This is a genomic window from Bradyrhizobium sp. Gha, assembly GCF_900113735.1.
Taxonomy (GTDB): Bacteria; Pseudomonadota; Alphaproteobacteria; order Rhizobiales; family Xanthobacteraceae; genus Bradyrhizobium.
Map to the genome: position 1 here is coordinate 448,297 of NZ_FOQM01000002.1, position 22,083 is coordinate 470,379.

22 protein-coding genes are annotated in these 22,083 nt (G+C 64.8%); 13 read left to right on the plus strand and 9 right to left on the minus strand.

Annotated features, from left to right (window positions below; all coding sequences use genetic code 11):
* Positions 1-140: 140 nt before the first annotated feature.
* The gene (pyk, locus tag BM222_RS05245) at positions 141-1,577 is read right to left on the minus strand and encodes a pyruvate kinase (RefSeq protein ID WP_092227188.1); all 1,437 of its coding nucleotides are present in this window, start codon (positions 1,575-1,577) and stop codon (positions 141-143) included.
* Positions 1,574-2,170, minus strand: coding sequence for a DUF1036 domain-containing protein (locus tag BM222_RS05250; RefSeq protein ID WP_092227189.1), 597 nt, complete (start codon positions 2,168-2,170; stop codon positions 1,574-1,576). The genes pyk and BM222_RS05250 overlap by 4 nt, the downstream gene beginning before the upstream one ends.
* Positions 2,171-2,338: 168 nt before the next feature.
* Between BM222_RS05250 and BM222_RS05255 the strand changes: the two genes are divergently transcribed.
* The 3 genes from BM222_RS05255 to BM222_RS05265 all read left to right on the plus strand — a co-directional run bounded on the left by BM222_RS05255 (position 2,339) and on the right by BM222_RS05265 (position 3,680).
* Positions 2,339-2,644, plus strand: a complete 306-nt coding sequence (locus BM222_RS05255) for a DUF1244 domain-containing protein (RefSeq protein WP_092227305.1) — start codon at positions 2,339-2,341, stop codon at positions 2,642-2,644.
* 196 nt (positions 2,645-2,840) lie between these two features.
* The gene (locus tag BM222_RS05260) at positions 2,841-3,113 is read left to right on the plus strand and encodes a DUF2312 domain-containing protein (RefSeq protein WP_014492426.1); all 273 of its coding nucleotides are present in this window, start codon (positions 2,841-2,843) and stop codon (positions 3,111-3,113) included.
* Positions 3,114-3,215: 102 nt separating this feature from the next.
* A complete protein-coding gene (locus BM222_RS05265; RefSeq protein WP_092227190.1) occupies positions 3,216-3,680 on the plus strand; it encodes a DUF1801 domain-containing protein in 465 nt (154 codons plus the stop codon).
* Here the strand turns inward: BM222_RS05265 and BM222_RS05270 are convergent.
* The 3 genes from BM222_RS05270 to BM222_RS05280 form a co-directional block, all read right to left on the minus strand.
* The gene (locus BM222_RS05270) at positions 3,652-5,265 is read right to left on the minus strand and encodes a peptidoglycan L,D-endopeptidase MepK (protein ID WP_244547013.1); all 1,614 of its coding nucleotides are present in this window, start codon (positions 5,263-5,265) and stop codon (positions 3,652-3,654) included. The genes BM222_RS05265 and BM222_RS05270 overlap by 29 nt on opposite strands.
* A 279-nt stretch (positions 5,266-5,544) precedes the next feature.
* Positions 5,545-7,728 (minus strand): L,D-transpeptidase scaffold domain-containing protein, encoded by a 2,184-nt coding sequence (locus BM222_RS05275; RefSeq protein WP_092227192.1) that lies wholly within the window; start codon positions 7,726-7,728, stop codon positions 5,545-5,547.
* 348 nt (positions 7,729-8,076) lie between these two features.
* Positions 8,077-9,573 (minus strand): sigma-54-dependent transcriptional regulator, encoded by a 1,497-nt coding sequence (locus BM222_RS05280; protein WP_092227193.1) that lies wholly within the window; start codon positions 9,571-9,573, stop codon positions 8,077-8,079.
* 127 nt (positions 9,574-9,700) lie between these two features.
* On the opposite strand from BM222_RS05280, the gene BM222_RS05285 reads away from it, so the two are divergent.
* The 8 genes from BM222_RS05285 (at position 9,701) to BM222_RS05320 (ending at position 17,395) form a co-directional block, all read left to right on the plus strand.
* Positions 9,701-11,593 (plus strand): M3 family oligoendopeptidase, encoded by a 1,893-nt coding sequence (locus tag BM222_RS05285; protein ID WP_092227194.1) that lies wholly within the window; start codon positions 9,701-9,703, stop codon positions 11,591-11,593.
* A 209-nt stretch (positions 11,594-11,802) separates the two neighbouring features.
* Entirely contained in the window at positions 11,803-11,955 is a 153-nt protein-coding gene (locus tag BM222_RS05290; protein ID WP_018317799.1) for an aa3-type cytochrome c oxidase subunit IV, read from the plus strand.
* Between the two features lie 143 nt (positions 11,956-12,098).
* Complete coding sequence (locus BM222_RS05295; protein ID WP_092227195.1) at positions 12,099-13,226, plus strand: Re/Si-specific NAD(P)(+) transhydrogenase subunit alpha; 1,128 nt, start codon at positions 12,099-12,101, stop codon at positions 13,224-13,226.
* Positions 13,227-13,237: 11 nt separating this feature from the next.
* Positions 13,238-13,555, plus strand: a complete 318-nt coding sequence (locus tag BM222_RS05300; protein ID WP_014492434.1) for a proton-translocating transhydrogenase family protein — start codon at positions 13,238-13,240, stop codon at positions 13,553-13,555.
* 38 nt (positions 13,556-13,593) lie between these two features.
* Positions 13,594-14,991 carry an NAD(P)(+) transhydrogenase (Re/Si-specific) subunit beta gene (locus BM222_RS05305; RefSeq protein ID WP_092227196.1) on the plus strand — a complete coding sequence of 466 codons (1,398 nt, stop codon included), beginning with the start codon at positions 13,594-13,596 and terminating at the stop codon, positions 14,989-14,991.
* 206 nt (positions 14,992-15,197) lie between these two features.
* A complete protein-coding gene (locus BM222_RS05310; RefSeq protein WP_092227197.1) occupies positions 15,198-15,998 on the plus strand; it encodes an alpha/beta hydrolase in 801 nt (266 codons plus the stop codon).
* 98 nt (positions 15,999-16,096) lie between these two features.
* Positions 16,097-16,381, plus strand: coding sequence for a cupin domain-containing protein (locus tag BM222_RS05315; protein WP_092227198.1), 285 nt, complete (start codon positions 16,097-16,099; stop codon positions 16,379-16,381).
* A gap of 93 nt (positions 16,382-16,474) precedes the next feature.
* Complete coding sequence (locus tag BM222_RS05320) at positions 16,475-17,395, plus strand: hypothetical protein (RefSeq protein WP_092227199.1); 921 nt, start codon at positions 16,475-16,477, stop codon at positions 17,393-17,395.
* A gap of 92 nt (positions 17,396-17,487) precedes the next feature.
* Here BM222_RS05320 and BM222_RS05325 read toward each other — a convergent pair whose 3' ends face one another.
* Positions 17,488-18,141, minus strand: coding sequence for a tetratricopeptide repeat protein (locus BM222_RS05325; RefSeq protein WP_092227200.1), 654 nt, complete (start codon positions 18,139-18,141; stop codon positions 17,488-17,490).
* Positions 18,142-18,267: 126 nt separating this feature from the next.
* A complete protein-coding gene (gene rpsU / locus BM222_RS05330) occupies positions 18,268-18,570 on the minus strand; it encodes a 30S ribosomal protein S21 (RefSeq protein ID WP_092227201.1) in 303 nt (100 codons plus the stop codon).
* Positions 18,571-18,826: 256 nt separating this feature from the next.
* On the opposite strand from rpsU, the gene aqpZ reads away from it, so the two are divergent.
* Entirely contained in the window at positions 18,827-19,549 is a 723-nt protein-coding gene (aqpZ, locus tag BM222_RS05335) for an aquaporin Z (RefSeq protein WP_092227202.1), read from the plus strand.
* A 92-nt stretch (positions 19,550-19,641) separates the two neighbouring features.
* On the opposite strand, the gene BM222_RS05340 is transcribed toward aqpZ, so the two are convergent.
* Together BM222_RS05340 and purE are read right to left on the minus strand one after the other, a co-directional pair.
* On the minus strand, positions 19,642-20,748 hold the full coding sequence (locus BM222_RS05340) for a 5-(carboxyamino)imidazole ribonucleotide synthase (protein WP_092227203.1): 1,107 nt from the start codon (positions 20,746-20,748) through the stop codon (positions 19,642-19,644).
* A complete protein-coding gene (gene purE / locus BM222_RS05345; protein WP_092227204.1) occupies positions 20,745-21,233 on the minus strand; it encodes a 5-(carboxyamino)imidazole ribonucleotide mutase in 489 nt (162 codons plus the stop codon). Before purE ends, BM222_RS05340 begins: the two co-directional genes overlap by 4 nt.
* Before the next feature lie 141 nt (positions 21,234-21,374).
* Between purE and BM222_RS05350 the strand changes: the two genes are divergently transcribed.
* Positions 21,375-22,082, plus strand: coding sequence for a GGDEF domain-containing protein (locus tag BM222_RS05350; RefSeq protein WP_177243024.1), 708 nt, complete (start codon positions 21,375-21,377; stop codon positions 22,080-22,082).
* Position 22,083 lies beyond the last annotated feature (1 nt).

Consider the following 22,083-nt stretch of genomic DNA (forward strand, 5'->3'; position numbering starts at 1 on the left):
GAGGGAGGCCTCGGCCTGACCGTGCTCGCGTTGTTGCCCGAGCACGCCTTTTCGCAAAACCCGAGCAAAGCAGCCCATCCAGCCGGCTACTGTGCATGGGGTTGTTTCGCTGATTTGGTGCACGGCGGGCCCTGCCGCCCTCAGAGATTCGCGTCGCCCTCGGGGCCGACTGAAGCGATACGCACCATGTTGGTGGTGCCGGGAATGCCGAGCGGCACGCCGGCGACGATGATCACGCGCTGGCCGGCGCGGACAAAGCCGTCGCGGAAGGCGATCTGGCCGGCGCGGCTCACCATGTCGTCCTGGTCGCGCGCATCCTCCGCCACCACGCAATGCACGCCCCAGACGACGGCGAGCCGACGCCCGGCGGTGATGTTCGGTGTGATCGCCACGACCGGCGGCTTCGGCCGCTCGCGCGCCACGCGCGTCGCGGTCGAGCCGGAGCTGGTCCAGCAGATCAGGGCCGGCAGGTCGAGCGTCTCGGCGATCTGCCGCGCGGCGTCGGCAATGGCGTCGCCCGCGGTTGACTCCGGCGCGGGGCGCTGGGCGGTGATCACGGACCGGTAAGTCGGGTCGCGCTCGACCTCCTCGCCGATGCGGTTCATGGTCGAGACCGCCTCGACCGGGAATTTGCCGGCCGCCGATTCCGCCGACAGCATGATGGCGTCGGCGCCCTCATAGACCGCGGTGGCGACGTCGGAGACTTCGGCGCGCGTCGGCACCGGCGCCTGGATCATCGATTCCAGCATCTGGGTTGCGATCACCACCGGCTTGCCGGCGCGGCGCGCCATGCGCGTCATCTGCTTCTGCAGGCTCGGCACGCGCTCCAGCGGCAGCTCGACGCCGAGGTCGCCGCGCGCCACCATCAGCGCGTCGGAGGCCTCGATGATGTCGGCAAGGCGGTCGATCGCCTGCGGCTTCTCGATCTTGGCCATCACGGCGGCGCGGCCGCGGATCATCTTCTTGGCCTCCAGCACGTCGTCGGCGCGCTGCACGAAGGACAGCGCGATCCAGTCGACGCCGGTAACCAACGCGGCCTCCAGGTCGGCACGGTCCTTCGGGGTCATCGCCGAGACCGGCAGGTCAGTATCCGGAAGGCTGACGCCCTTGCGGTCACTCATCTTGCCGCCGACCACGACGCGGGTCACGGCGTGCTCCTTCGTGGTCTCCTCGGCGATCAGGCGCACCTTGCCGTCGTCGAGCAGCAGCGCGTGGCCGGGCCGCAGCGCAGCCAGGATCTCCGGGTGGGGAAGATTGACGCGCGTGGCGTCGCCCGGTGTCTTGTCGGAATCGAGCGTGAAGCTCTGCCCGTTCTGGAGCTGGACCGCGCCTTCGGCGAATGCACCGAGCCGGAGCTTCGGGCCCTGGAGATCGACCAGGATGCCGATCGGGCGTCCGTAGCTGCTTTCGACATTGCGGATGGTCGCCACCAGCTCCCGCATCTTGTCATGCGGGGTGTGGCTCATATTGATGCGGAACACGTCGGCGCCGGCCTCGAACAAGCGGCGGATCATTGCGAGATCCGAAGAGGCAGGTCCGAGGGTTGCGAGAATCTTGATACGGCGAAGACGCCTCATGGCTTATTCCCAGACGGTGGCGAGGGGGCTGGCGGGAGCCCAGGTGCGGCGGGGGGCGTACCACCGGGCGGACTATTGGGCAAACCCGGCACGCCGCCACCAGGGCCAACAGGGCCGGGCATGCCGGGCACGCGGGGTTGCGAAGGCTGCTCGTTGGCGTCGGTGAGCTGAACCGTCCAGGCCCGCTGCTCGCCGGTATCGACCTCGAAATAGCCGGTCCGGTCGTAGCCGCGCGCCAGGCAGTCCTCGGTGCCGCGGATGGTGAATTCCTTGTCGCGCGAGCACATGAAGGCCTGCCCCGACCATTCGCCGCCGCGGTCATAATCGATCCCGTAGATGTAGTAGTACCGGGCGACGAGCGTTCCCCTGAGCAGGGTCTCGCACGCGCGGGACGAGATGTTCCACCAGCCCTCGGTGGTCCAGCCGTCGGCGTCCTTGTAGCCGAGCGCGATACCGACCCGGCTCGAGGTGTTGTTGCAGAGCCTGAAGTCGGCCGAAGCCGGGCTGGTCCAGAAGCACAGCAAGGCAACGACCAGCACCGGGACCAACCGGGCGAGCAGGCGAAGGGGGGAGCGGGGAGATTCGGCGATCATTGTCGCGGAACGTATACCAGATGATTGACGATTTGGCGTAGGGGCAGGGCAACTGCCTTACGATGGCTCAACCGGCCGTTTGCGCCGTGATATGGCAAAATCTGTGACAGGACCCTACCTGATCCCGTAAGGGTGACCAACATCAAGGGCAAGCCGCGAGGTCCAGCCATGGCAATCGACGACAAAACCAGAACTGAGCTCGAGGCGGCCGCTTTCCGTCGCCTTGTGGACCATCTGAAGAGGCGAACCGACGTCCAGAACATCGATCTGATGAATCTGGCCGGTTTCTGCCGCAACTGCCTGTCCAACTGGCTCAAGGACGCTGCCGATGCAAAAGGCGTCGCGCTGAGCAAGGACGAGAGCCGGGAAGCCGTCTACGGCATGCCCTACGAGACCTGGAAGTCGAAGTACCAGGGCACGGCAACGCCCGGGCAGCTCGAGGCGATGAAGAAGGTCCATCCCCACAATCATTGAGGAACTGTCCGAGAAGCGGCTTGAGTCGCAGCACACAACAGCTTTCTCTGCGCCCCCGCAGGAAGGTGTGGGCGCGCTGTGGACGAGCGCGATGCTTGCTTGAACGTGACAGGTCCGAACCCTAAGGGTCTAGCCAGCACGCGCGGTGAGGATGCCGGCGTCACCTCGTTTTGCCAGTTCCATTGGGAGTACCAAGATGGCCACCTCCGCCGCCGTCCGCGACGATGAGCCCGCGACGAAATTTGCCAAGGACCAGCTCAAATCCATCATCGAGCGCATCGAGCGGCTGGAGGAAGAGAAGAAGGCGATCTCCGACGACATCCGCGACGTCTATGCCGAGAGCAAGGGCAACGGCTACGACGTCAAGGCATTGCGTACGATCGTGCGTATGCGCAAGCAGGATCCTAACGAACGCGCCGAGGCCGAGACCATTCTCGAGACCTATATGCAGGCGCTGGGGATGCTCTGAGGCGTTTTGCGCCTTACAGACTGCTGCCGTAGCCCGGGGAGCGAAAGCAATATCCGGGTTACAACCGGGCTTATTGCACTTCGTTTGTGAACGGAGACGCCAATGACTGCGCCGCCGCTACCGCGAGAGGTGAACCGTGCCTTCGACGCTCTTCCGGCGCCGATCAGCAAGCGGCTGCTTCAGGTGCGCGACCTGATCTTTGCGACCGCGGCGAAGCATGACGAAGTCGGCCAACTCACCGAAACGCTGAAATGGGGCGAGCCGGCTTACCTGACCGATGAGTCCGGCAGCGGCTCGACGATCCGGCTCGGCCGCCTGAAGGATTCGGAGCACGCCGCCATTTTCTTCAATTGCAAGACGACGCTGGTCGACACATTTCGCGAGCGCTTTCCCGGTCAGTTCGAATTTCGGCAGACGAGGGCATTGTTGCTGCCTGTTGCGGGCAAGTTGCCGAAGCAGGAGCTATCGATCTGCCTGTCGCTGGCGCTGACCTATCATTTGGATCGGCGGGCCAGGAAGGTGCGACAGGTGATCTGCCTCAGCGCAGCGAGGCGGTGCGCATCATGAACGAAGTCGTCGGGAGCTTCGTGGTGGCGCTGCCCGAGAAACTGTCGCACGACAGGCCCTGCATCGGATCGTCGGTAAAGCCCATCGCGATGACAGCTTGCGGCTTGACGAAATAGGCGCGCATCGTCGCCATATCGAGCTCGCCCATCAGCGTCACCGACATCGCGCGGCTGGCGCTGGGCGACAGCATCACGATCTTGAGCCAGATGCTCTCGCCATTGGCTGCGGAGAGCCGGGTTGCGGTGGCGATCATGCCGTCGGTGCTCTTGCCGACGACGCTATTGACCTCCGTGGCCGGCGCGGCGTTGCGGGCCACGGACAGGGGTCGTGCGCCGCGCGGGATCGGCGCCGAGGCGGCGACGACGCGAGCGCGGTCGACTGGCGAGGCGGAAGCCGGTGCAAACGCCAACGCCTCGTACGCGGCATTGGAGACACTCGCGGTGGCCTGCGGATCAGTGGCGGCGGCAAGCGCCTGGCGCGCCTTCAGGGCTGCGATCTGCGCCGGCGTCGCCTGCTGCGGCGCGGGCGGGGTATCCCAGAAGCCGCGGGCGTTGATGATGTCGGCAGGGGACTCGAACTCGCCGGCCGGCTTGTCAGCCACCGGCTCGGGCTTCGGCTTGGGCGGAGCGGCGAGTTGGGCATCGGCCGCGGCGAGCTGAATCGCGGCGGCGATCTGCGGTTTTGCCCGGGGCGTCGGCACCGGATCGGCCGGCTTCGCGGCGGCCGCGACGACGGTCGGTGCTGCCGGCTTCTCGGTGACGGCGGGCGCGCCCTCGTCATCCTCGTCAGCGCTGGCCGCCGGGGTTTGTTTTCCCCTGAATAGGGCGGCGAAGAAGCTCGGCTTGCCGACGGTCGCAGCGCCATCGTCGCCGCCGCGGCGCTCGATGTCCGCCTTGGCGAGCTCATAGCCCTTCAACGGGGTGCCGTCGCTCGGGATATGGACCGTGCGTCCATCCGGGAAGACGCGGACGAGCTGGTCGTGCGTCATCCGCGGCCAGTGCCTGACGTTGCCGGTATCGAGATGCACGAAGGGCGAGCCTGATGTCGGGTAGAAGCCGACGCCGCCGCGCTGGAGGCGCAGGCCGGCGAAGCGGATCTGCTCCAGCGGCACGCCCGGAATGTAGAAGTCCATCGCATGGCCCAGCATGTGCTGGCTGAAGCGCGCCACGCCGGTATGGGCAGAACGGCGGCGGAGCATCGCGTTGGTCGCGGGGGAGCGATAGGAGGAGATGATCTGGATCGGCTGCTTGCCGTCGACGTCGCGATAGACTTCCCAGAGGATGTCGAACAGGTGGCGGTCCATGACCGTCTCGTCCTGGGTGCGCCAGTCACGCAGGAAGTGGTTGAGCGTCTTCAGCGCGGCTTCGTCGTAGCGGCCATCGCGCTTGAAGGTGACGGTGAGATCTTCGCCGGAATGGGTGTGGTGGAAGGAGAGCGTCTTGGTTTCGTTCAACGCGGCGGCGTTATGAACCGAACCGGCAGCCGCGAGCAGCACCAGCGAGGCGAGGCCGATCCGAGATCCGACCTTCACTCCCGCATGGGACAACGACAACGCAGCGAATTGGCGTGCGAAACCAGCCAGCACGTATGAGCCCACCCAGTCGACGAGCGTTCAAAATGGACTCTCCCGCCAACCCCGTTAGCGCGAGAAAGAGGATGAACGCTTTGTTAAAGCGAGAAGGTTAATCCGAGGTTGACCTTCCCGCCCCCAAACCAAGCCAGACTGCAATCCTAAGCGGCTGAGTGTGGCGAAAAAACGCCCGCTGCCCGACCACGGATGGCGAATGGTTAACGTTAAGCGACCCCATCCATGGGACGGGGCGCTGATTTCATTGAAGAATCTTAGGAGGAGCGGAGCCTGCCCTCAGCGGGTGAACACCCGCTGCTGGGGCCGGCGGCCGACTGGAGCCGGCGGCTGGGCCGGGGCGCCACCGCCGAACAGGCGCTCGAAGAAGTTCAGCCCGGACGAGCCGCCATTGTTGGCGACCGCCACGCCTGATGGCAGCGTCGTCGCCGGCCGCGAATAGCTCGGCTGCGAGTGGGCAACGACGCTCTCGAGATCCTTGCCGCGGCTGTTCTTCAGGATGTTGATCATGGTCGCGTCGCGGCCATAGACGTCCTTGCGGAATTGCAGCTTGCCGCCGTCGTCCACGAACGCGGTCTGGTAGGTGATGTTGACCGGGATCGGCGTCGGGAATTTCAGATCGATCTCACCCGAACCGTACATGCCGCGCACGCGCTCCGGCGTGTAGTGCTCGTTCGGCATGGCGATGTTGAGCAGCACCGAAGCGTACTGATCCGGATATTGCACGCGCATGCAGCCATGGCTGAAGGCGCGCTCGTCCTTCGCGAACAAATACTTGTCCGGCGTGTCGTGCTGATAGACCAGGAACTTGTTCGGGAAGTTGAAGCGGATGCGGCCGAGCGCGTTGGCCTCGCCGGGCGGCTGCGAGATGTGCACCGAGCCGTCGCGGTTCTGCTCCAGCTTCAGGCCCATGCGCTGAAGCACGGTCGGGTCCTGCTGGAGCGCCGGCAGATATTCGCCATAGACGATCGACGGCGGCACGTTCCAGGTCGGGTTGACCGTGATGTACTTCATCGTCTCGGTCAGCAGAGGTGTGGCGTGCTGACCGGGCTTGCCGGTGACGACGCGGGTGGTCCAGACCTGCTGGCCGTGCTGCATCACCTTGAGCGTATAGTCGGGAATGTTGAGGATGACATAGGCATCGCCCAAGGAGGGGACGCCGAGGTCGCGCGGCAGCCAGCGCCAGCGCTCCATGTTCACCACCACGGTGTCGATCTGCTTGTCCCGCTTCGGGCTGTTCATCGCCCTGACCGTCTGGGCGTCGAGCACGCCGGTCGCCTTGATCTCGGCGCCGTCCTGGAATTTGCGCACGGCCTCGGCGACCGTTGCGTCGTAATGGTCGTCGCTGGCGTTCTCGGAGATGCCGAGCTTGGCGCGAAGCTGCGGCACGCGCGGATCCTGCACGACGATCTCAGCCTGCTTCTTGCCCCTGGCAGGCGTGTATTTCAGCGCGGGACCCTCGGCGATCTCGATCGCCGGACCGTCGCCCTGGCCGCGGAGCTGTGCGAGCTTTGCCTTCAGCTCCTTGTAGAGCTTCTGCGGCGGGTTGTAGCTGTCGAGCGCGGCTGAGGCGTCGGCTGCGGTCGTGACCTTGGTGAGCACCTCGTTAGGGTCGACCGGGTGCTCGGGATACTGGATGTCGGCGCTGACCTGGGACCAGTGCATGCGGCCACTCTGCGCCTGGCGTGCATAGTCGAACATGCTGGCAGTGAGCTTCAGCTCGGCGTCGGCGAGCGCATCGGGCGTCGTGGCGGCGGCGAAGTCGGGTACCGGATAATCGGCGGGATTGAGGCCGTCGGAAGCGGCATCCTTCAGCCGAGCGATCACGCCCTTGGCAGCAGTGGTCAGGCTGCCGGCTTGCGTCCAGACCGGCGCGTAGTCACGGGCGCCATAAAACTTCTCGATCGCCGCGCGCTCATTCTTGCGCTCGAAATGGCGCGAGGTCTTGGCGCTGATGAGGTCCTTGAGCTTGTCGGCGACCGGCTGGTCGGCGGCGGGCACGTTGCTCGCGGCCTTCACCGGCTCTGCGGCCGGCGTTGCTGCCGCGGCTGCAGGTGCGGCGGGAGCAGCCGCCGGGGCTGCGGCGGGCTCTGCCTTCGCAGGCTCGGTGGTGGCCGTCTCGCTCTTCGGCGCGTCGGCTGCGGGCGTCGTGGCGACGTCGGACGGCTTGGTGTCGACCTTCTCCGCCGCCGGAGCTACCTCGGCCTTCGCCGGCTCCGTTGCGGCTTCCTTCGGCGCGTCCTGGATGGTGGCGGTGGTGTCGGGCTTGATGTCGGAGGCGGTGGGGGGCGGGACGTTTGCAGGCTCGGGGCGCGGGATCGCGGCTTCGATCGCGAGCTCGGCGGCGCTGCTGCGCGCCTGATCCTGCGCCAGCGCCGAGCCGGCCGATACCGTGAGGAAGGTCGCTGCGACCGTCATCAAGACACGGTCAAAGCCCGCACGGTGGTTCAAACAGTCACGCATTGTGTGGCACCCCTTGGGTGAACTGTCCCCCGTGGAACAGCTTTCGTTATCGCCTAATTGAGATTCGGCTCGGTCGCGCCGGCCCCTCGAAAGTCGAACGCCTGCACGCAACCGATTCCTACGCAGACGATATACAGGCCCCGTTTTTGCAGCTAGCGCTACCCCGGGAAACTCACGACAAACTGACCTCAAGACAGCCCGTTTGCAACGAATTGTGCGGCTTTACCGCGCGCTTTTCCCGGTGTCTGTCACTTCCAAGTCACGGTTTCGGCCGCAGCCGAATTTTGCCTTAATTCAACGGCTTGCGCGTGCATCGTCGGGCTGCGCGAAGCTCTGTTCGCATGAGGTTCAGTGCGTCTCCTCGCCGCTTTTCCCGCCATGGCCGGGAACCCCGGCTTCGTCGAGTTTGCGGTACAGGGTGGACCTGCCGATTTTGAGGCGCCGGGCCACCTCGGACATCTGTCCGCGATAATGCGAGATCGCAAAGCGGATGATCTCGTTCTCCATGTCCTCCAGCGCCCGGACATCGCCGGTGGAGGTCAACATCGAGAGCGAGCCCGCCAAGGGAAGCGGTGCGATCGGTATTTCGCCACCCGACACGACGGTGGGGCCTGCGACCGGCTCGATCATCAGCGGCGCGGTCGGAATCTCAGTTTCGGAATGTGGATGCGACGCCAGCAGCGGGAAATCGTCCAGACCAAGCTGGTCGCCTTCGCTCATCACCACCGCGCGGTAAACTGCGTTCTCGAGCTGGCGGATGTTGCCTGGCCAGTCGAGCTGGGCGAGATGCGCGACGGCTTCGCCAGTGACGCCGGAGATCGGACGGTTTTCCTCCGCAGCAAAGCGCGCCAGGAAATGCCTGAGAAGATGCGGGATGTCCTCGCGCCGGGACTTCAGCGAGGGGATGGTCAACGGCAGCACGTGCAGGCGATAGAAAAGATCTTCGCGGAAGTGGCCCTGCTTGACCCGGTCCAGCAGCTTGCGATTGGTCGCGGAGATGATGCGGACGTCGACCTTCACGGGCTTGCGGCCGCCCACGGCCTCCACTGCGCCTTCCTGCAGCGCGCGGAGCAGCTTCACCTGCGCCGTCAGCGGCAGCTCGCTCACTTCGTCCAGAAACAGGGTGCCGCCATGGGCCTCGACGAACTTGCCCGCATGCCGCTCGGTCGCGCCGGTGAAGGCGCCTTTCTCGTGGCCGAACAGAATGGACTCGACGAGATTGTCCGGGATAGCGCCGCAATTGACCGCGACGAAGGGCTTGGCCTTGCGCTCGCCACTGCCGTGGATGGCGCGCGCGAACATCTCCTTGCCGACGCCGGACTCGCCTTCGATCAGCACGGGAATTGATGAATTGGCGGCCTTTTGCGCCGCCCGCATCACGCCCGTCATCGCTTCGGAGCGCGTGATGATGTCGGAGAAGGTCAGCCGGCCCTCGCGGCTGTGACGGATGCGCTGCAATTCGCCCTTGAGCGCGGAGGCGTTGAGCGCGTTGCGCAAGGAGACCTGAAGCCGCTCCACGCCGACCGGCTTGACCACGAAATCGGCCGCGCCGGCGCGCATTGCCGAGATCACGTTGTCGATGCCGCCATGAGCGGTCTGCACGATGACGGGCACGCTCAGGCCTGCTTCGCGGATTTTCGTCAGCACGCCCATGCCGTCGAGGCCGGGCATCACGAGGTCGAGGATCACGGCGTCGATGGCAGCTGCGTCGGGGGCGGTCAGGGCCGATATTGCGGCGTCGCCGGACTCGACGACGATCGTCTCATAGCCGCATTTCTGCACCATGTTCTCGACCAGGCGGCGTGCCACAGCGTCGTCATCGGCAATCAAAATACTGGCAGCCATGGTGCTCCCCGCACGCTACTACTATCTGTCTCGAATCGGGTCACTCTGGCCGAAGCCGATTAACGCACTCTTAAACCTTGATGCCCCCGCCCGCCGCAGCGATTGTTGAACACAGGTTTCCCACACAATGACTTCGCGCTCCAAGAACGCTCTCACAAAGAACGCCCTTCGTAAGCCCGCCACCAAGAAGTCCCTCACGAGATCCGTCGCCAAGGCAAAGCCCTCCGCGAAGCCTGCAAGCAAGACAGGCAAGCTTCCGGAGTGGAACCTCGCCGATCTCTATTCCGGGATCGATGCGCCGGAAGTGGCGCGCGATCTCGAAACCATGGCTGCCGATTGCGTCGCGTTCGAGACGGACTACAAGGGCAAGCTCGCAACAGGCACAGCAAACGAAGATGGCGGAAAATGGCTCGCGAAAGCCGTGCGACGGTTCGAGGCGATCGACGATCTCGCCGGCCGGCTCGGCTCCTACGCCGGTCTCGTCCATGCCGGCGACAGCGTGGACCCTGCGATTTCAAAGTTTTACGGCGACGTCTCCGAGCGGCTGACGGCGGCGTCGACGCATTTGTTGTTTTTCGCGCTCGAGCTCAATCGCATCGATGACGATATTTTGAACCGTGCCATGCAGGCGCCGGAGCTCGCGCATTACCGTCCGTGGATCGAGGATCTGCGCAAGGAGAAGCCTTACCAGCTCGACGACAAGCTCGAGCAGCTGTTCCTGGAGAAGGCGCAGACCGGTTACTCCGCCTTCAACCGGCTGTTCGACCAGACAATCTCCGGGCTGCGCTTCAAGGTCGGCGGAAAAGAACTCGCGATCGAGCCGACGCTCAATTTCCTGCAGGACCGTGACGGCGCCAAGCGCAAGGCAGCGGCGGAAGCACTGGCGAAAACCTTCAAGGCCAATGAGCGCACCTTTGCGCTGATCACCAACACGCTCGCCAAGGACAAGGATATCTCCGACCGCTGGCGCGGCTTCAAGGATGTCGCGGATTCCCGCCATCTGAACAACCGCGTCGAGCGCGAGGTGGTGGATGCGCTGGTCGCGTCGGTGCGTGCGGCCTATCCCAAACTCTCGCATCGTTATTACGCGCTGAAGGCGCAGTGGTTCGGCAAGAAACGGCTGGCCTATTGGGACCGCAACGCGCCACTGCCCTTCGCTGCCACTGACGTCATCGGCTGGCCCGATGCACGCAACATGGTGTTGTCGGCCTATCGCGGCTTCTCGCCTGAAATGGCCGACATCGCCGAGCGTTTCTTCACGGATCGCTGGATCGATGCGCCCGTGCGTCCGGGCAAGGCCCCGGGGGCGTTCTCGCATCCGACCACGCCGTCGGCGCACCCCTATGTGCTCATGAACTACCAGGGTAAGCCGCGCGACGTGATGACGCTCGCTCATGAACTCGGTCACGGCGTGCACCAGGTGCTGGCCGCGAAGAACGGTGCGCTGATGGCGCCGACGCCGTTGACCCTGGCTGAGACCGCAAGCGTGTTCGGCGAGATGCTGACCTTCCGGCGGCTGCTGGCGCAGACCAAGAGCGCCAAGCAGCGCCAGGCGCTGCTCGCCGGCAAGGTCGAGGACATGATCAATACCGTGGTGCGACAAATCGCATTCTATTCGTTCGAGCGTGCGGTCCACACCGAGCGCAAGAACGGCGAGCTCACGGCGACGCGACTGGGTGAGCTCTGGCTGTCGGTGCAGGGCGAAAGCCTCGGACCGGCGATCGAGATCAAGGCAGGCTACGAGAACTACTGGATGTACATCCCGCACTTCATCCACTCGCCGTTCTACGTCTACGCCTATGCGTTCGGCGACTGCCTCGTGAACTCGCTCTATGCCGTCTACGAGAAAGCGGCCGAGGGCTTCGCCGAGCGCTATCTCGACATGCTCGCCGCCGGCGGCACCAAGCATTATTCCGAGCTGCTGCGTCCGTTCGGCCTCGACGCCAAAGACCCCAAGTTCTGGGACGGCGGGCTCAGCGTCATCGCCGGCATGATCGACGAGCTGGAGGCGATGGGCTGAAGGCCGCTTGGGCCCGGATTTAGAGCAGGGGGCGGCGCCGGGGATACGTTGAACCGCGGTTCAGTAGACGCAATTGGGCGCTTTGGATCCGCGATAATCGGGATTCCAAATGAGCCTATTTGCTGGAAAACCGCGCCTCCGTGCCGTTGCCCTGCCCGAAGGTTTAAGGTATCCCAGCCGAGGAATTCGACTTTCGACTGGGGACATCGATGGCAGATCATAGCGAAGTTGCATACAGCACCGCCGACGGCAACGACTACGTTGCCCACGAGCAGACCTACGAGGGCTTCATCAAGCTGGTGAAGTATGGCACGGCGTCGGTTGCGCTGATCGTGATTCTGATGGCGATCTTCCTGACCTAAATCGGACTTCGGCAGCTGCCCACCCTTGCGGCGGCAGCTGCCCACAAAATTTGCAAACAAGCCGGTGGCAAAGCCGGTATGCAACGCTGCGGGAGTAACGCTACTTTTTTGCGCATGCGCTGTCCCGCGCCGCCGGAGGACCTATGAAGATCGCCGTTGCCAAGGAAATCGATCCGTCAGAGCCGCGGGTCGCGGCTTCGCCTGATACGGTGAAGAAGTTTAAGGCGTTGGGCGCCGAGATCGCCGTCGAGCCGGGCGCGGGCATCAAGTCGGGCTTCCCCGATTCCGAATTCAGCGCGGTGGGCGCCACCGTCAGCGCCGATGCGCTCAAGGACGCCGACATCATCATCAAGGTGAAGCGTCCCGAGCCTTCCGAGCTGTCGCAGTACAAGCGCGGTGCGCTCGTCATCGCCATCATGGACCCTTACGGCAACGAGGCCGCGCTGAAGGCGATGGCCGATGCCGGCGTCTCCGCCTTCGCGATGGAATTGATGCCGCGCATCACGCGTGCGCAGGTGATGGACGTGCTGTCCTCCCAGGCGAACCTCGCCGGCTACCGCGCCGTGATCGAGGGCGCCGAAGCCTTCGGCCGCGCCTTCCCGATGATGATGACCGCCGCCGGCACGGTGCCCGCTGCGAAGGTGTTCGTGATGGGCGTCGGCGTCGCCGGCCTCCAGGCGATCGCGACCGCGCGCCGCCTCGGCGCCGTCGTCACCGCGACCGACGTGCGGCCGGCGACCAAGGAACAGGTGGAATCGCTCGGTGCGAAGTTCCTCGCCGTCGAGGACGAGGAGTTCAAGAACGCACAGACCGCCGGCGGCTACGCCAAGGAGATGTCGAAAGAGTATCAGGCCAAGCAGGCCGCGCTCACCGCCGAGCACATCAAGAAGCAGGACATCGTCATCACCACCGCGCTGATCCCGGGCCGGCCCGCGCCGAAGCTCGTGTCGGGCGAGATGGTCAGGTCGATGAAGCCGGGTTCGGTGCTGGTCGATCTCGCCGTCGAGCGCGGCGGCAATGTCGAGGGCGCCAGGGCCGGCGAGGTCGTCGAGACAGATGGTATCAAGATCGTCGGCTACACCAACGTCGCCGGCCGCGTCGCGGCCTCGGCCTCCAGCCTCTATGCACGCAATCTGTTCTCCTTCATCGAGACCATGGTCGACAAGAAGGAGAAGAAGCTCGCCGTGAACTGGGACGACGAACTCGTCAAGGCGACCGCGCTGACAAAGGACGGCGCCGTCATCCACCCGAACTTCCAGCCGAAGGTTTAAGGAGAGCTGTCATGGAGCATGCTGCACAGGTCGTCGACCCCTTCATCTTCCGGCTGTCGATTTTCGTCCTCGCCGTGTTCGTCGGTTATTTCGTGGTGTGGTCGGTGACCCCGGCGCTGCATACGCCGCTGATGAGCGTGACCAACGCGATCTCGTCGGTGATCGTGGTCGGCGCGCTGCTTGCCGGCGGCGTCGCCAACGTCTCGAGCGGATCGGGCTGGGCGCGCGCGTTCGGCTTCGTCGCGCTGATCTTTGCCTGCATCAACATCTTCGGCGGCTTCCTTGTCACTCAGCGCATGCTGGCGATGTACAAGAAGAAGTCGAAGTAAGCGGCCACTCGGGCTGATGGGATCAATGGGGACCTGAGATGAGCGCCAATCTCTCTGCATTCTTGTATCTCGTGGCGGGGGTGCTGTTCATCCTGTCGCTGCGCGGGCTGTCGAGCCCGGCCTCTTCGCGCCAGGGCAATTTGCTCGGCATGATCGGCATGGCGATCGCGGTTGCGACGACGCTTGCCAACCATCCGCCGGCGGACGGTCTCGCCTGGCTGCTCGTCATCGTCGGCATAGCCATCGGCGGGGCGATCGGTGCGGTTATCGCCCGCCGTGTGCCGATGACCTCGATGCCGGAACTGGTCGCTGCCTTCCACTCGCTGGTCGGCATGGCCGCGGTGCTGGTCGCGGCCGGTGCATTCTATGCGCCGGAGGCCTTCGACATCGGCACCCCCGGCAACATCCACACCCAGAGCCTGGTCGAAATGTCGCTTGGCGTCGCCATCGGCGCCTTGACCTTCACCGGCTCGGTGATCGCGTTCCTGAAACTGTCGGCCCGCATGAGCGGTGCGCCGATCATTCTGCCGGCGCGGCACGTCATCAACGTCGCGCTCGCAGTTGCGTTGGTTGCCTGCATCGTCGGGCTCGTCGTCACCGGCAGCCCGGTGTTCTTCTGGCTGAACGTCATCCTTGCGCTGGCGCTCGGCGTGCTCATGATCATCCCGATCGGCGGCGCCGACATGCCGGTCGTGATCTCGATGCTGAACTCCTACTCCGGCTGGGCTGCGGCCGGCATCGGTTTCACGCTGGGCAATTCGGCGCTGATCATCACCGGTGCGCTGGTCGGCTCCTCCGGCGCGATCCTGTCCTACATCATGTGCCACGCGATGAACCGATCCTTCATCTCGGTCATCCTCGGCGGCTTCGGCGGCGAGACCGCGGCGGCCGGCGGCGCGACGGGTGAACAGAAGCCGGCCAAGCTCGGCTCGGCCGACGATGCAGCCTTCATCATGAAGAACGCTTCCAAGGTCATCATCGTGCCCGGCTACGGTATGGCCGTGGCGCAGGCCCAGCACGCCTTGCGCGAAATGGCCGACATGCTGAAGAAGGAAGGCGTCGAGGTGAAATACGCCATTCACCCGGTCGCAGGCCGCATGCCGGGCCACATGAACGTGCTGCTCGCCGAGGCCAATGTGCCCTACGACGAGGTGTTCGAGCTCGAGGACATCAACTCCGAATTCGCGCAAGCCGACATCGCCTTCGTGATCGGTGCCAACGACGTCACCAACCCCGCGGCCGAAGAGGACAAGACCTCGCCGATCTACGGCATGCCGGTGCTGCAGGTCTGGAAGGCAGGCACGGTGATGTTCATCAAGCGGTCATTGGCGTCCGGTTATGCCGGTATCGACAATCCGCTGTTCTACCGCGACAACACCATGATGCTGCTCGGCGACGCCAAGAAGGTCACCGAGAACATCGTCAAGGCGATGTGACGTAAGGCGGGACCGGACCATGACCCTGAACGGGGAGTGGCACCGGTCCCATCGCATGCCGACCAGAGCGACGCGGGAACAGCGCGTCCGATGGCATGCCGCTCATGCGATGGCTTGCAGCTGCCGCGAGATTCCCCTGAGCACGGACGTTGTCGAACTGCTCAAGGGCCGGCGCAAGCCCGCCGTCTCGAAATGACGGCACTGCAATGACGTTCTTGAAATGGTTCGCCGCCATCGTCGCCGCCGGCTATTGCGCCGGGCTTGCCCTGCTGTTCGTAAAACAGCGCAGCATGCTGTTTCCGATCCCGACCACGGAGCGTACCGCCCCTGCCGCCGCCGGGTTTCCGCAAGCCGAAGAGCATGTCCTGACCACGTCGGACGGCGAGAAGGTCATCGTCTGGCATGTGCCGCCAAAGCCCGGCCATGCCGTGGTGCTGTTCTTCCACGGCAATGGCGATTTTCTCGCGGGGCGCGTCAGCCGCTTCGAGGGCATCACGGCCGACGGCACCGGCCTCGTCGCGCTATCCTACCGCGGCTATGCAGGCTCGACCGGCTCGCCGAGCGAGCAGGGCCTGTTGCAGGACGCCGCAGCCGCCTACGCCTTCGCAACACAACGCTACGATGCGGCGCGTCTCGTTGCCTGGGGATTCTCGCTCGGGACCGGTGTTGCGGTCGCCATCGCATCCGGCCATCCAGTCGGGAAATTGATTCTGGAGGCGCCTTACACCTCGACGGTCGACGTTGCGGCCTCGCTCTTTCGTTTCGTCCCGATCCGCCTTCTGATGCGCGATCGGTTCCACTCCGACGAACGGATCGGGGGCTTCACTGTGCCGCTGTTGATCATGCACGGCACGAACGATCCGGCGATTCCCATCACGTTCGGCGAGCGGCTATTTGAGCTCGCACACGAGCCGAAGAAGCTGGTGCGGTTTCCCGGTGGCGGACACGAAAACCTCGATAATTTCGGAGCGTTGGAGACCGCGCGACAATTCATCAACGGTTCCTGAGTGCTGACATGCGCGATCTTCTCGCGCATATGTGGTATTTGCCGTCCATGCGTTCATGGTGTTCGTGCCCTGAACCGATTGCGCGAAAGAAGTTCCAGATGCTTGCCGCCAGGTCCGAGATTCAGGTCGACAAAGACGAGGTCCGGGTGACGGAATGGCGGCTCGCGCCGGGCAGTGCGACCGGGCATCACACCCATGGGATGGACTACGTGATCGTTCCCCTCACACCAGGCGAAATGACCATCGTCACTTCCGGCGGGGAGCGCTCCAAGGCGCGGCTCGCGGCGGGAGAATCCTATTTCCGCAAGGCCGGCGTCCAACATGACGTGCTTAACGAAACCTCAACCGAGATCGTGTTCCTTGAGATTGAGTTGAAGGCGTAAGACACGCGTCACTTTTGCCATCGATCCGTCGCAGTTGATCCCTTACAATGCCCCAAAGTTCCCGCATCAGGTCGCGCGGGGAGTGGCCGAGAAATGCTGAAATACCTCGCTAAAATTTCGATGGATATTTTCCCCTCGGTGCTCGCGACGATCATCGGGGCCTACATCGTTAACCACTACATCAACGCGAGGCCGGCAGCGGATGCACCGGCCGCCGTGATGGGGCCTGCCGAAGCCGCCAAGAACGGCAAGCCGGCCGATGTCGCCAACCTGCCGGTCCCCGGCGTCAAGGCCAAGGGCGTCTCCGAGAAGAGCGTTTCCGACAAGGGCGCCCCTGTCGAAACCAAGGCTGCCGACACCGGCGCGGGCGAGGCCACTTCGCACAGCCACACCCCGGCGCATGAGAAGGCAGTTGCCAAGTCGTCCCCGGTCGCCCCGGCAGCGCCCGTGGTCGAGGCCAATTCGTCGCCGGCTGCTCCGGCTGTGGCCCCCGACGCCAACGATCTGGCGCGGGCCGCCATCGAGCGCCTGCGCAAGTCCCCTGAGGGCAAGGCAGCCGAGAAGGCTGCCGAGGCCAAATCTACCGAAATCAAGCCTGTCGAGGCAATCAAGCCTGTCGAGGTCAAGGCGGTTGAGAGGGCGCCCGAGCCTTCGGTGCAGGAAGCGTCCCGCGTGCCCGAGGCTCCCCGTGGCGTAACGGCGGTGCCATCGACGGTGCGCCCATTGCCGCCGCCGATCAATGTGTCGACGCCGTCCCCGGAAGCCTATGGCAATGGCGGCGCGTCGCAGGCGTATCCCCCCTACACGGCCTCGGTCGGCAATGATGATCCGAATCGGCTGACACCGCCGGCCGATATTCCGGTGCCGGTGATCGCGCCGCCGCTCGACCTGCGCGCTGACGCGGGCGCAACCATGCCCGCGCCGCGGCCCAAAACCAATGTCGCCGACGAGATGCTGTCGGGCATGAAGTCGATGTTCCACGCAGTTCTGCCGAAGAGCGCCACTCCCGATTAAGACCGCGTCTCCGCCCTCCCAAGGCGTTTTCGCGCGACGCGGAGGCCGGTTCGCGTTCAGAAAATCCGGTTCACCAGGGCTGGGAGAGACCGTTAGCCGCCGACGCGGGCCAAGCCGCTGCGGGCGGCCTCATCGCGTGGGCGCAACGCGACGGCCTTGTTGTAGGATGCCGCGGCCTTGGCCTTGTCGCCAAGCCGCTCATAGGCCTGGCCCCGCATCGTCCAGATCTGGGCATTGTGCGGATCGGCTTCGGAGGCCTCGTCGAGGTCGGCCGCCGCCTCCTTGACCTTGCCGATGGCGAGATAGCTGACGGCGCGGCCGAGCAGCGGTTCGGCCTTCTGCGGATTGAGCCCGCTGGCTGCGCCGAAATCGGCGATCGCGAAGTCGTGCTCGTTATTGGCCTGGTAGAGCAGCGCGCGGCCATAGAGCGCCTGCGCATTGTAGGGATCGAGTGCGACGGCGCGATTGAACTCGTCCAGCGCGGCCTGTGTCTCGCCCGACTTGGCCAAGCCTTGCGCTTTTGCCGTGTGGGTCTGGGCCTCGGCGACGTTGCCCGGACTGACGGCGCTGCTATCCGGGGTCGCCGCCGCGTGGGGCGCTTCCTGCGGCTTGTCCTTCTCCGGCATCAGCGATCCGAGATCGAAGGAGCAGCCGCACAGTGCGATCCCCAGCAAGGTCAGCGCGAGCGGTTGGCGCCAGATTTGGCGTAGCCGCGCCAAGCCAGGCTCGGGGAAAGGGGAGGCCATCTACGGTTCGCTCGCGCTGGTGCCGCATCTGTAGTGCCCCGTCCCAGAAAAGGCACTGCTTCACAAACTAATGACGCGGGCCTGGGCCCGCGTCATTGAAAACTCAGTCCTGCAATATAGGCAAGATCAGCGCGGTCCGCGCGGGCCTGCACCTGCGCCGGGGCCGCCGCGGCCGCCACGATCACCACCAGGGCCAGCGCCGAACACCGGCTTCGGCTTCATAGGCAGCAGGCCTTCGCGCTGGAGCTTCTTGCGCGCCAGCTTGCGCGCGCGGCGCACGGCTTCGGCCTTTTCGCGGGCCTTCTTCTCGGAGGGCTTCTCGTAGTGACCGCGGAGCTTCATCTCGCGGAAAATGCCCTCGCGCTGCATCTTCTTCTTCAGCGCCTTGAGGGCTTGGTCGACATTGTTATCGCGAACGAGAACCTGCACGCGGCATCCTCTTCAGTGGATCGGATTTGAATTCTGGTAAGTCAAAGGGGATGGCAAAAGCGCAAGCCCTTAACCTTGAGGGCGCGGATGTATCAGACAAAACCTGGGATGTCCACCTGCCAAGCGGTATTTCGGGCCAAGTTCAGCCACTAAATGCGGCGAAAATGCTCCCCTGTGGCCCGATTTGGGAGAATCGGCGGTAAGAACGGACGCTGCGGACATTGTTCCGGCATCTTTGAATCAGGGGAGACATCTCATGGACATGAAGAAATACGCGGCCGAGGCCATCGGCACGTTCTGGCTCACATTTGCAGGCTGTGGCAGTGCCGTGATCGCGGCCGGCTTTCCGCAGGTCGGCATCGGCCTAGTCGGCGTGTCCCTGGCCTTCGGCTTGAGCGTTGTCACCATGGCCTACGCTATCGGCCACATCTCGGGCTGCCACCTCAACCCGGCCGTCACGGTTGGCCTCGCCGCGGGCGGTCGCTTTCCGGCAGGCCAGATCCTGCCGTACGTGATCGCGCAGGTCTGCGGCGCGATCGTCGCGGCAGAACTGCTCTACGTGATCGCCAGCGGTGCGCCCGGCTTCGACCTCGCCAAGGGCTTTGCTTCCAATGGCTATAATGCGCATTCGCCCGGCCAGTACGGCTTGATGGCCTGCTTCGTCACCGAGGTGGTGATGACCATGATGTTCCTGTTCGTCATCATGGGGGCGACCCACGGCCGTGCGCCGGCAGGTTTCGCCCCGCTCGCGATCGGGCTCGCGCTGGTCATGATCCATCTCGTCAGCATCCCCGTCACCAACACGTCGGTGAACCCGGCACGTAGCACGGGGCCTGCGCTGTTCGTCGGCGGCTGGGCGCTGACGCAGCTGTGGCTGTTCTGGGTCGCACCGTTGATCGGCGGCGCACTGGGCGGGGTGATCTATCGCTGGCTCAGTGAGGAGCCCGCGGGCGTCGTCGTCGGCGTGAAGACGGCGTAGAGCGTTTTCGAGCGAAGTGGCTGCGGGTACGCGTAAAGAAAAACGTGTCGAAACAACACGAAAAATGGGATCGCAGCTCTGCTGCAGTCCCCTCACTTGCTCGTTGAAGGCCTGACCTCAGTGACGTGGCCCATCTTTCGGCCGGGGCGCGGGGCGCCCTTGCCGTAAATGTGCACGGTCGCGCCAGGCACGCCCAGCCACTTCTCGTATTCGTTGATCTCGTCGCCGATCAAGTTGGTCATGGTGACGACCTCACCGTGCCGCACCGGCTTGCCGAGCGGCCAGCCGGCGATGGCGCGGATGTGCTGCTCGAACTGAGAGACCGATGCGCCGTCGAGCGTCCAGTGGCCGGAATTGTGCACGCGCGGGGCGATCTCGTTCACCAGCACCCTCGGCCCGGAACCGTTGCCGAGCACGAACATCTCCACGGCGAGCACGCCGACATAGTCGAGCGCGGTCGCGATCTTGCCGGCGATGCTGCGCGCCTCTTCGGCGAGCGCATCCGGAATCAGCGCAGGCGCGCGGGAGATCTTCAGAATGTGGTCGCGGTGCTCGTTCTCGGTGACGTCGAAGCACTCGACCTGGCCTGTGGCCGAGCGCGCGGCAATCACCGAGATCTCGCGCTCGTAAGGGATGAAGGCTTCCAGGATAGCCGATTTGGTGGCGAGACTGGTCCAGACCTTGGCGATGTCATCGCCCTCGCGGATGATGGCCTGACCTTTGCCGTCATACCCGAAGCGGCGGGTCTTCAGCACGGCGGGCAGGCCGATCTTCGCGATCGCGTCGCGCAACGATGCGACCGAGGTGACGTCGGCGTAGGCAGCGGTGCCGATGCCGAGCCGCGTCACGAAATCCTTTTCGGCCAGACGGTCCTGCGTCGTCTCGAGGATCTTGCGGTTGGGCAGCACTGGGCGGCGCGCGTCCAGCACCATGGCGGCCGCGGCCGGTACGTTCTCGAATTCATAGGTGATGACGTCGACGTCGTGAGCGAACAGCTCGAGCGCCTCGACGTCGGCATATTCGGCGCAGGTCGCGTTCAGCACGACGTCGAAGGCCGGCGAATCAGGATCGGGCGAGAACACCTGGCAGCGCAGGCCAAGACGTGCCGCGGCCATGGCCAGCATGCGACCGAGTTGTCCACCGCCGAGGATTCCGATGGTGTCGCCGGGGTTCAGCTTCACCTGCTTTGCGTCAGTCACGCCTTGTCCTCCGGGCGCTCTGCGACCGCCTCGGTCTGCGCCTTGCGCCAGGCGGCGAGGCGATCGGACAGGGCAGGATCGGACAGTGCCAGCACGGATGCCGCGAGCAGCGCCGCGTTGATCGCGCCGGCCTTGCCGATCGCGAGCGTGCCGACCGGAATGCCGGCGGGCATTTGGACGATCGAATAGAGCGAATCGATACCCTTGAGCGTCCTGGACTCGACAGGAACGCCGAACACCGGCAGTTCCGTGAGCGCCGCGGTCATGCCCGGCAGATGCGCGGCGCCCCCGGCGCCGGCGATGATGACCTTGAAACCTGCGGCCTTGGCGCCTTTGGCAAAGCCGAACAGCCGGTCGGGGGTGCGGTGTGCCGAAACGATGCGAGTGTCGGAGGCGACGCCAAGCGCTGCGAGCGTGTCGGCGGCGTGCCGCATCGTCTCCCAGTCCGACTGGCTTCCCATGATGATGGCGATCGGCGCGGTCATGACGTCAATTGTGCTCGGAAAACAGAAAGATAGGCCAGATTAACGGTTCCGGCCGGCGGCTCGCAAGGCGGTGGCAAGGAGAAGGGAATGCACTATCCTGACTTGGTGAATCCCCGCAAGCCTTCATTGAGCAGGAAGCCCATGAAGAAACCAAAAAGGGCGACCGCTGCGAAGGCCAAAAAGGGCCGGAAAACCAGCGGGAGCCGAACCAAAACTGCTCCCACGCGGGCTAGGTCCTCCGCGCCCTCTCGCGCGGCCACAGCCGGCGCGGACATCAGCAAGGCGACCATCCGCGGCCTGCGGATGAAGCTGACGCAGGCGCTGCGGCGCGTCGCCGAACTGGAAGCTGCGGCCGACACCGACTTCCTGCTCGATATTCCCAACCGGCGCGGTTTTGTGCGCGAGCTCCAACGCGCCGTCGCCTACATGAAGCGCTACCGCGCCAGCGGCGCGCTGATCGTGCTCGACGTCGACCGGCTGAAGCCGATCAACGATTCCTTCGGCCATGCCGCCGGCGACGAGGTGCTGAAGGCGATCGCCACGACGCTCAGCCGGCAGATCCGCGCCTCCGACGTGGTCGGCCGTCTTGGTGGCGACGAGTTTGCCCTGCTGTTGTGGAATCTCAGCGAGGCCGATGCGAAGGCGAAGGCTGCTATGTTCGAGCAGGCGATCGACGATTTGTCATTCACCTTTCGTGGCCAGCAGGTGATGGCGGGCGCTTCTGCCGGTGTCGCGCTGCTCGGTGCGCAGTCCGATGCCACGCGCGCGCTGGAGGAAGCCGATGCCGCCATGTATGTGCGCAAGGCGCACCGACGTCACGAGCCGCGGATCAGGCTCGTCAATAGCTAAA